The 9,392-nt window shown below is 60.0% G+C and carries 8 protein-coding genes and 1 pseudogene; 5 read left to right on the top strand and 4 right to left on the bottom strand.

Going from position 1 to position 9,392, the window contains the following annotated elements; all coding sequences use genetic code 11:
• Positions 1-460: pseudogene (locus EOA75_RS22790) on the bottom strand (PD-(D/E)XK nuclease family protein); the annotation flags it as partial.
• Between the two features lie 62 nt (positions 461-522).
• Between EOA75_RS22790 and EOA75_RS35185 the strand changes: the two are divergent.
• Positions 523-846: an AAA family ATPase gene (locus tag EOA75_RS35185; RefSeq protein ID WP_245466708.1), complete on the top strand. Its 324-nt coding sequence runs from the start codon at positions 523-525 to the stop codon at positions 844-846.
• A 416-nt stretch (positions 847-1,262) separates the two neighbouring features.
• Here EOA75_RS35185 and EOA75_RS35180 read toward each other — a convergent pair whose 3' ends face one another.
• The gene (locus EOA75_RS35180; RefSeq protein WP_164747505.1) at positions 1,263-1,892 is read right to left on the bottom strand and encodes a cell wall hydrolase; all 630 of its coding nucleotides are present in this window, start codon (positions 1,890-1,892) and stop codon (positions 1,263-1,265) included.
• A gap of 363 nt (positions 1,893-2,255) precedes the next feature.
• Here EOA75_RS35180 and EOA75_RS22775 point away from each other — a divergent pair, with 363 nt between their 5' ends.
• The 4 genes from EOA75_RS22775 (at position 2,256) to EOA75_RS22760 (ending at position 7,487) form a co-directional block, all read left to right on the top strand.
• Positions 2,256-3,464: a hypothetical protein gene (locus EOA75_RS22775; RefSeq protein ID WP_127325219.1), complete on the top strand. Its 1,209-nt coding sequence runs from the start codon at positions 2,256-2,258 to the stop codon at positions 3,462-3,464.
• Positions 3,465-3,992: 528 nt separating this feature from the next.
• Positions 3,993-4,682, top strand: coding sequence for a hypothetical protein (locus EOA75_RS22770; protein WP_245466706.1), 690 nt, complete (start codon positions 3,993-3,995; stop codon positions 4,680-4,682).
• A 47-nt stretch (positions 4,683-4,729) separates the two neighbouring features.
• On the top strand, positions 4,730-5,266 hold the full coding sequence (locus tag EOA75_RS22765; protein WP_245466707.1) for an RES family NAD+ phosphorylase: 537 nt from the start codon (positions 4,730-4,732) through the stop codon (positions 5,264-5,266).
• Between the two features lie 94 nt (positions 5,267-5,360).
• Positions 5,361-7,487: a CHAT domain-containing protein gene (locus EOA75_RS22760; protein ID WP_164747504.1), complete on the top strand. Its 2,127-nt coding sequence runs from the start codon at positions 5,361-5,363 to the stop codon at positions 7,485-7,487.
• 16 nt (positions 7,488-7,503) lie between these two features.
• Here the strand turns inward: EOA75_RS22760 and EOA75_RS22755 are convergent, their stop codons facing one another.
• Positions 7,504-8,874 (bottom strand): ThiF family adenylyltransferase, encoded by a 1,371-nt coding sequence (locus EOA75_RS22755; protein ID WP_127325216.1) that lies wholly within the window; start codon positions 8,872-8,874, stop codon positions 7,504-7,506.
• Positions 8,844-9,392: Mov34/MPN/PAD-1 family protein (locus EOA75_RS22750; RefSeq protein ID WP_164747503.1), on the bottom strand; the 549-nt coding region annotated here is incomplete at its 5' end. The genes EOA75_RS22755 and EOA75_RS22750, both read right to left, overlap by 31 nt.

Genomic DNA, 9,392 nt, shown 5'->3' with positions numbered 1-9,392 from the left:
GCGCACGACCGATCCGTCTGTTGGCTGCATCACGAAGATCGCGCGGCAGCATATGCGCGGGTGGGATGTGATCGCGAACGTAGGTCTCGATGCGATGAAGGTCACCGAATCGCGGCGCCTCGCCCGCCATTGAGGACAGATCGAGATCCGCCCGCCAGGCGCTATCCAAAGCATGGAGAACGGCACGTGGCATCCCTGGCAGCCTGGCGACCGCTCCGATGTCGCTAAAGCTCTCGGACGTGAGCGCCGCCTGGATAGCCGGATAGAGAACGTCCGTGCCGGCTGGCGTGGCGAAACCGCCGACCAAACGCGCCGCAAGCAGAGGCAGGGTAAAAATCTCGCGGCCTACTGCTCCGTCTCGCGCCGCAGCGACGCGGGTGCTGCGAAGCGCCAACATGCCATCGACGACGTAAGTGGAGCGACAGGGCATTGTTTTTTCGCCGTTGTTCCAACCGAGCACTGTGATCGCTCAAAATCTCCGGCTATTGAAGCTCACGCAAACAAAAAGCTTCGGCCTTGGTGATGGGAATGTATCTGAGCAAGTTGAGCATTAGGAATTTCAAGAACTTCCAATCGATCGACATCGCTCTGGCTGGCAATGTGGTGCTCCTCGGTGAAAACCGGGTCGGCAAAAGCAATCTGCTCTTCGCGATCCAGCTCATCCTCGATCCAACCCTGCCCGACTCTGCAAGGCAGCTGAAGCTCACCGATTTCTGGGATGGTGGGCCGGCAGACTATAGCGCGCCCATCGAGGTGCATATGAAAATCTCGGATTTCGAGACGGACATGGCGCTCATTGCGCGGCTGACCGATTTTAGGGTGCCTTATGATCTGAACATCGCGTGACTTAATTACATTTCCGGAAGAAGTCGGAAATCACCGGCGCTCCACAATCGAGCGCCGATTGCGAGTTTCTTTTCTTGGCGGTGGCGAGGAAACCCGTTCGCTGGGGGGCAAGGTACGCGGCCGCATTGCGATCGATATACTCAACTCGGCGTTGGCGGGCCTACCCGCTGCGCCATCTCCTCGAAGAGGCCCTGTCCGGCATCGGCCGCATCTCGACGCCGTTGCGGCCGAACTCGACAAAGCGAGCAAGGCTCTCGAGACCTTTCCCACCGTCAAGGCGCTGGAGGGTGAACCGCGCGCCGGGATAGCTCACCTAAGCGCGACGAGCCGATTTGGTCTGGTGTCTGAATGCGGCGGTGGGTGGCCCTGTCGTGCCAGACGGTTGACCATCGGCTACCTGCGGGACGAGTGCTATCTCAATGTGGCTTCCAACCCTGGGGCAGCACGATGGTGTAGGGCTTGGACTCCTTGCCGCGATGGCCAGGGGCGGTGCCATGGTAGTGGACTGAACGGCGGCGGATATCACCATATACGTGGCCATTGGCTTCGGCCTGACGAACGACCTCCCACCCCCATGACGAGAGGGCGGATGCTCCGGAGTGATACGGATTCAGGAAGTTGAGCCCGTATTCCTGAGCCGGCGTACCGTTGGCGCGGTCAGCGAGCCATGCTTCCACGTCCTTGCGAACGAGCGGCTTGATAGCCGAGATCGGCATCTTGTCGACGGTCCCGTAGGCGTAGGGAAGGTTCGACGAAATAGCCGAAAACTGCCACGGCTGGTTGACGATATCGGTGATTGTGGAGGCGCCGAAGCAGTCACACGCCTTCCTGTTTAGGATGGTATCGGCGACAGCTCGTGACATGAGGACGCGTTGCGCTTCAGGCAGCGAGGCGTCGACCTCAGTCGAGGTGGTTTTGATGAGGTCGAGGATCTCTTTGTCGGTCAGTGCAAGCGTATTCCCATCACGAGCACCGGGTTTCCCCGTCGCCGGAGACGAGTTCGCGGCGTACGGCCGCGGACCGGTTGTGGAGGAAGTCGCGACCAAATGCGGCTCAGTCGTTGTCACTCGTGTCAGTGCGTCTGTGCTCGTGCATCCCGTCATAATGGACGTCAGGACAGCGGCTCCCACGATGAATGAGCGCCTCGACGAGAAGGAGGAGATAAACAGGCTGTACATCGCTTCACCCCAAGAAAACAGGAAGAACGATTTCTTCTGTGTGGGTGAAGTGTACGTACGTTAGTCACAGCAATATTGACTGATAGTAGAATGAAGTACGCTATATTCCTAAATCGTATTTGATGTGTCGGATTATGCGCAAAATATACTTTGAGGATTTGCGACGCGGAGCCGATTGCGGAATTCTTCGAAATTCCGCAGACTGAAATTCATTGGCTAGGGGAGACGGAGATGGACGGCGAGACGGAGGGTGCGTCAGAAGAAGAAGGAGGAACGGGCGTGTGGGAGCCGCTGACGTATGATCCGAGCATTGCTCGGGCATCGGTGCGCCTTCGCTTCGTGAAGATTTTTGCGAGCACCGCTAAGAGCTGGGAAAAAAAGGAAGAGTTGCCGAGGGATCGCGCTGATCAGTGGCTGTCGGATCAAATCGGGGCATTCGAACGAAAGCGTGGGCACAACAGCAGCGGCCCCGGCTTGACTGCAGTTTCAAGGCTATGGGGCAACTCTTACGGCGTGCCGAATGTAGACAAGGCGAGGCCTGACCAGGCCGATCTGGCATTAGCTTATGTTGACTCAATATTCAAACCGGTGATCGGAGAGGCCGCGTCGGCGGTGCAGGCGGAGATGGCCACGATCATCCAGGGAGTCGGACCAAAGGCGACAGCCTTGGAACAGCTGAACAAGTTTCGGAAGCACTACGAGGGGCTTGTCGAGGCGCTAAGGGCCTGTGAGCCTGACGACGCGGATGCGTGCGCTATGATTGCGCACTATGATGAATGGGTGGCCTATCTCGTCGATCTTGTGAATGACGGAAGTGGGAACAGGCGATTTCTTAGGGCGGAGGACAAACTTGAGATTCTCGTCGACCGGGCCCTCGAAAGCGCGGCTGCGCAACGAGAAGCGACGAAACACAAGACCGGCTCGCCGATCATCGACCTGCACCATTTCTATACACTGACGAACCAACTGCAATCACTCTGTTCCAGCGCTGCCTTGCGAAAAGGGAACCAGCGAGATCTGGCAAACAAGGCGAGATCGGAATTGCGGGAGCAGTCCGACAAATATTTCGAGAAGCTTGACCGTCTGTTGGAGATTGTGGAGGACCGCCGAGTGGACGAGGCGTTGCACGGCCTCATTGTGGCGGCAACGCTCGGGCTGCAGGATAAGATGCTGCTTTATGGCGACAAAGCGGTTCGTGCGATGAGGCGCGTCTTGAGGTTCAGCTATGGCCAGGATCCCGATTGGCGCCATCCGGTCTTACTGATGACGGCCAAGCTCTTTCAGGGCGATCCGGCGCCTGTTGAATTTCCGCAATTGGAAACCTACTTTCAAAATGGACATCATGCCGCAGTGCTTGCGGCAGCGAGCAATATCAAAGCGGCGGCCTTTCAAGTGCCGATTGAGGCGGCCTTGAGCATTACACGAGCTAAGTGGCGCTGAACCGGCTGAAATTATGCGGAAACCATCAGAGAGTCCGCATAGAGTCGCGAATTGGATGTGCGTATAGAGTGAGGACTGGACTGACCCAAGAAAGGAATACGCCAATGTCCGTTAAGCCTATTATCGTGTGAGCGAGGTGATCTCATGCGCGTGATCGTTGCCCCCCCTAAGGGACGCTAACACGTCGCTCCGGAGCTGTTAGGCTCTTGAGCTGGCCAAGTAAGAAGAAGCCGCGCCGGATCTCCGGCGCGGCATTCTCGTCAAGACCTGGTCGCTGCGACCCGGTGTGCAAGTAGAATGCCGGGTCTGGTGGCAGCAGACGCTCCACGAACTAAGCGGCGGTAGCCGGGAGCGGAGACGAGCAGGCTCCGCCTGCGTGGACTAGCTGCGCTATTTGCTGGACTTAGCGACATCGGACGCCGCTAATGCCTATGTCAAAGCCCAGCCGCTCATGCGCTCAATTGTCCACGTTGCTATAGTTGACAAAGTTGCTCTAGACTCCATATGCTTCTTACAGGAGGCAGGACCATGGCAGACAAAGCGCAAGCCAAGGCAGCGGCTGTCACCGCGAAGGCGCGGGGCACGGGCGTGCTGACAATGTTCACAATTAAGAGTGACTCGATCAAAGCGTTGTCCGGGTTCAAGCTGCCGGCCGGCGCACACGTAGCGATCGTGTCCGAAAAGCCGGAATCTGTCAGCGCGCTTAGGAAATCGGTGCGCGGTCGTGTGACTCGCGTCACCGAAGTCATCGAGCGAGCCCCGCGTCATACGCAGGTCGAGCGCGAGCCGGTAGTAGACAAGTCCGCATTCGAGCCCGATGCGCGCAGCCGTGCGATGCTTGAAGGTGTTCGTATCGCACAGCAGGATTTGCGCGAGGCAGGCGGCGCCTATGATCTCGATGAGGTGCGTACTCTCATGCGAGGGGTCTCCCGACAGGCGATCGACAAGCGCGTGCAGGACGGGTCATTGCTTGCCGTTCCCGGCCCGAGTAACCGGCGCAGCTACCCGACCTTGCAGTTCAACCGCGACGGCACCGTTGTGCCCGGGCTCAAAGTCGTTCGCGAGGCATTGCAGTCCAGCAATTCCTGGGCGGTGCTCAATTTCCTTGCTCATCCGGATGTAAGGCTAGGCAATCGCAAGCCCATTGACCTGCTCAAATCCGGCCAACTCAATCTCGTGCTGGAAGCCGCGAGGCGGCACGGTGAGCAGGGGGCGTGAGCGGGCCACTTCCTCCCGCGAACCTAGACAAGCGCCTGCCCAAGTTGGTGAAGCTGCCGGCCGGTCAGGAGATTCACCGCTTCTACACCGCCAGGTGGGAGCCCATCTTCTTCGACACGTCGACCGACGGGCGGTTCAACGCTCCCGACGCCACCTATGGCGTGCTCTACGCTGCAAAAAAGATCAATGGCGCGTTCGCCGAAAGTTTTCTGCGAACGCCTGGGCGCACCCTCATCGATCCGGATCTACTCAGGCGGAAGGCCTATGTTCGCCTCGTCATCAAACGAGATCTGAAATTGATCCGGCTCGCCGGGCCTAGTCTCGCTCGGCTGGGTGCGACCGCCGAAGTCGCACACGGAGGACTACCTTACGACGTGCCGCAGGCATGGTCGATCGCGCTGGCTCGGCATCCCGTTGGCGCGGACGGCATCGCCTACCATGCCCGGCATGATGACGCCGAACTCTGCTATGCGCTTTTTGAGCGATCTGCCGATGCAATCGCAGAGGTCGATCGCGAGGTCGACCTCGATCAGGACTGGTTCTGGCGGATGGCCGAGCGCTATGGTGTCGGTCTAGCGCCATAGGGCGGCCGAGTTGCAACGTTGCGGTAGTAGGCGCATGGCACACGGGGGCGGAAGAATTGTTCGGGTTCTCTTGGAGGAGAGGCATTCGACGACGATGAAGCTCTCGGAGGCCTTTCCGCTCACACACGCGGCTTATCCCCAAATTGGTCGGTGGGAAGAAGAGTTCGATCTGGAAAATCGAGGCGTGGAGGTCTGCGACTTCCTGGTGGACGCTCAGCAACAGCTGCTTGAAGAGAGTGACGAGCAGATGCTCCCGTTCTCGGCATTGGTGCGCGCCGACATCATCGAGCAGACGCGCCTCGCGCCGAACGAAACCACCGCCAGCTGTGTCGACTGCGTCAGATTCATAGCGGCAGTGATCCCAGGTCAGCGAACGCTCTCATCGGGCCAACTCGGAGACTGTTATGGCTGGGTGCTCTGGGGGATATCCCGAGCGCATGATCCAGCCGCGAGAGTAAACAATGCAATATATGCCGTGCCTCCATACCGGGGCGCGCCACGCGAACTCAACGAAGCCGTGCTGCCCTTCGCGGTGGACTGGATTTGCACCGCCTATCTCCTCGCCCGGAAATTCGGTGGTCTCGACAATCATTGTCGGGATTTCTTCGACTACTCAACCCGCATTGTCCTGATGGCTCTTACGAATGGCGACGTCCGTGCAGCAGTCGACGCAACACTGGCGATAGCAAACTGGGCAACTACCCGCGGCCATCCCGGTGCCGAGGCCCTGACCGGAGCGGTGTTCCAACTCTCGCAGCGGGACTCAGTTAACGCGGATACCAAAGCGCGCATCGAGATGCTCTTTTTGACGCGTGCTGCGCAGTGGACCGATCGTACGCCCGTCGAATGGGCAAGGCATCTTTTGGGGGCTCGACGCGAACACCTCCGGGAGCATGAGATATTTCAAGCAATGGCCGTAGCGACCGACGATCTGGAGTCGTGGACGGCGAACAGGACCGACATTCTCGCCGAAATCCGTCGCCTCTCGACCTCCTACTATGAAAGATCGTCGCGGGCCGAGGCTCTGATCTCCCTTGAATCCCGCGCCTCGATCCTGATGCCGCTGATCTACTGCCTAACGAGAGTGGGAACGGTTGAAGACATTCTGGATGTGCTTTGGGCATGGTACGGGTCGGCCGACCGGGAAAGAGGCGACTCCAACGTGCTCTTCGTGTGCCCGAACCATGCGGACGGTGTCGCCTATGTGTGGGCGACCGGACGATGGTTCGCGCCACATACAGACATAGGCGGCAGCTTCGAGGACCTACTGATCGGAATCTCGAACGCGCTGTCCGAGTACTTCCGAGGACCCGCCGGCGATCGCGTTGTGGATCTCGACGAGCGCCGGGCAGGAATACCGGCCTTCGAGGATGGGCAGGCTCTGCTCGAGGCTGTCGAAGGGCACTACCAACTCCGCGGGCTAGCGGAGCAGCTGCCCCATGACTTTGCACCTCGGTCCATCGTAGTGCTGCCTGGCCATCGCGATCCTTTCCAGAGTCTCTTGCGGCGGGAGACGGGCAGATTTGCCGCCTTGGAGGCTAGCTTGGCAGCGGCAGCTGTGGACAGGCCAATCGAAGTCCTGAGCGTGTGGCCCGGCGCCACCCAACTCACCGAGCCAGAGCTCGAGTGCCTTCGTGCGGCAGCGCAGGCTAGCAGCTGGAGATTGAAGGTGCGTAACGGTCAGCTGGACGTAGCTGCCTTCAAGGAATTCTACGAGGATCCGGAGGCCGATGTGCTCTGGGTTATCGGGCACGGAGAGCAGTCGCCTTACAGCGTGTACGAGAGTGGACTCGTCATGGGTGCCGGCGATCTCCTTGCGATCCCGCATCTAGCTTCATTCGCAATTCCTGCACCCAGACGTCGCCTCCTCGTGCTCAATGTGTGCAGCAGTGGGTCAGCGCAGACAATGGATGGAATGGCGCGGATCGGGTTGGCCCAGGAACTCTGCTGTCCTCACCAGCAGGTCATCGCCCATCTGTGGCCGATCGACTATCACGCCGCGCTTGCCTTTGGCTGCTCCCTCGCGAGTCGACTGAGAACGGAGCCCGTGAGCATCGCATTCGCATCCGCAACCGAGGTGATGCGACGGCAGACCGACCTTCTACAGGAACTGGACGGGATCGCCCGAGGACTATCCGCGAGGGAGCGGCTGGCGCACGAACATGTAGCGGAAAAGCTTAGCAATGTTCTCTGCTGGGGATGCCCAGCGCTGTTTACATGACATTATTGCCGCGTTGCTAGCTTTGGCCAGCCCTAGTTCTTGCCCAGCTTGCAAACCCAGCGTATCGAGAGCCGTCGATCGCGGCTTTGTGCACGCCTGTGTGGCGATCCTCGCACAAGCACCCGGGGCGGTGCGGAATTGGTGTGCCCACCAGCTGCGGCTGGCCCTTAAGGCCGAGCATCACCCTTTCGACCGAGAATGGATAGCCCGGAGCGGTAAGTTTCAGAACCTCTGCTGCGGTCATTAGTCCGGCCGCGAAGGACAGGAAGGGCAGCGCTGCGTCGGCGCGCTCGCCGTCGACTGTCATCTGGGGCCCGGCGGCCCCATCCGTGGCGCAGGCGGTGGGAGCGAACTTCTCGTCGGGAGGGAACAAGCAAAGCGAACACGCTTCCACACCGGGTACATGCCGCATCAAGGTTGCCTGCCAGTTCCGGCCCGTGGTGGCGTAGAGTTGGATCGGTGGAAACCCCATTTCGATGTGGTAGCGCACGTTGAATTCATTGGCGGCCGAGATCAGAACGTCTATCGAGCCACTCTCACGGAGTCTCCACCGCGCTGACTCATGCAGGGCAGCCGGGTCGACCGCGACGTTCGTCACACCGGCTCCGCGCAAAAAGGCGGCGACGGCCTCGACTTTGGCTAGGTCCATCTCGGCATGGGCATCAGTGAAAATGGGTGAGCGGGTGATGTTATGGATACCGACCCTGTCATGGTCAATGAGGCTTGCGCTGAAATCCCTCGTTGCAAGCGCAAGGAAGTAATTGGCGGCCGATCCCACTGAGCCAAGTCCTACGGTCATGACGTGGCCGAGCGACGCCTCGACCGGGGAGAATTCCACCCGCTCGGGGATGTCGGTCCAGTCCCAAACGTTGCAGGCGAAGGAATCGGTCATTGGGCCGAAGCGGGTGCGGAACAGATGCGCAGCACCCAAGACCACAGCCATCGCCGCACCCACTCCGGCGCCCGAAGCGACCAGAGGCAGGGGTGAAGGCCCTGGACCAATGTAAGCGTTCCACCCGGACCCGTGGACGACAGCCTCGTGACCGTCGGGTCCGAGGTGGAAGCGGAAATCGCCCGCAGCGAGTGGGCGTGAACCATAGCTGCCGCATGGGTTGGCGGCCCTCATTCCATCAAGTGCATGCCCGACAAGCGAACGGCCAGCCCAAGGGAGGTGCCGGTGGATAGCGATATCAGGGAAGCCAATCTGTACCGAGGGCGACAGCCGTCCCAAAAGGTTGCAGGCGACGAGCGCTGCCACTTGTCCATCATAGCTGTCAAGGTAATCGGGCGACGCGGTGATCGTGATGACCCGCGCTGGGTCGAGCGGCGATGCGCCGTAGCGGCGCATGCGATCGTTCAGCTGATCGTAAAACTGTTGCTGGTCCATGGCCCGTTCGCCGGAATGATGATGATTTCGTCGTTCGAGAGCTCAATCCAGCCGTTCGGCTTCTGCCACAGGTAGGCTGCTGCGGCGGACAGCGATGGGAGATGCCGTCCATATTCCGGCAACACGAGCGAGGCATATCCCGGGTAACGGATCTTGGCGCCTTCGACGTCGCCATCGCTATGGTAGGCTTGGCCCGGATGGGTGTGGACTTGGGCGACCACTTGTAGCTCGAACCTTGCCGCCGCCTGCATGCAGGCCAACATAGCCCGAGCCGGCACATGGAAGCTGCCTGCCGTCGTCCGAGCCTCGGGCGCAAAGACCGCAACGGCAACAGTAACGACGCCGTCGGTCCGACCAAGCAGATAGGCGATCCCCTCGTGCCGTTGCCGCTGGGATCTAGTGAGTGCGGCCATCAGGTCGTCAAGCGCATCGGCGGTCACCAGCAACTTGGCCGGCTGTGGCGTTATCGGAATGCCCTTTGGCCCGCGGCCGAGAACACGCTCAAGCCAGTCGAGGAT

The sequence above is a fragment of the Mesorhizobium sp. M1A.F.Ca.IN.022.07.1.1 genome, from assembly GCF_003997575.1.
Lineage (GTDB): Bacteria > Pseudomonadota > Alphaproteobacteria > Rhizobiales > Rhizobiaceae > Mesorhizobium.
Note: the sequence above shows the minus strand (reverse complement) of the source record. Positions and strands in the feature narration are given on the sequence as shown.

Bases quoted from the DNA above. Each gene is read 5' to 3' on its own strand.
- EOA75_RS35185 (WP_245466708.1), top strand. From the start codon at position 523: ATGGGAATGTATCTGAGCAAGTTGAGCATTAGGAATTTCAAGAACTTC.
- EOA75_RS22775 (WP_127325219.1), top strand. From the start codon at position 2,256: ATGGACGGCGAGACGGAGGGTGCGTCAGAAGAAGAAGGAGGAACGGGC.
- EOA75_RS22770 (WP_245466706.1), top strand. From the start codon at position 3,993: ATGGCAGACAAAGCGCAAGCCAAGGCAGCGGCTGTCACCGCGAAGGCG.
- EOA75_RS22760 (WP_164747504.1), top strand. From the start codon at position 5,361: ATGAAGCTCTCGGAGGCCTTTCCGCTCACACACGCGGCTTATCCCCAA.
- EOA75_RS22755 (WP_127325216.1), bottom strand. From the start codon at position 8,874: ATGGACCAGCAACAGTTTTACGATCAGCTGAACGATCGCATGCGCCGC.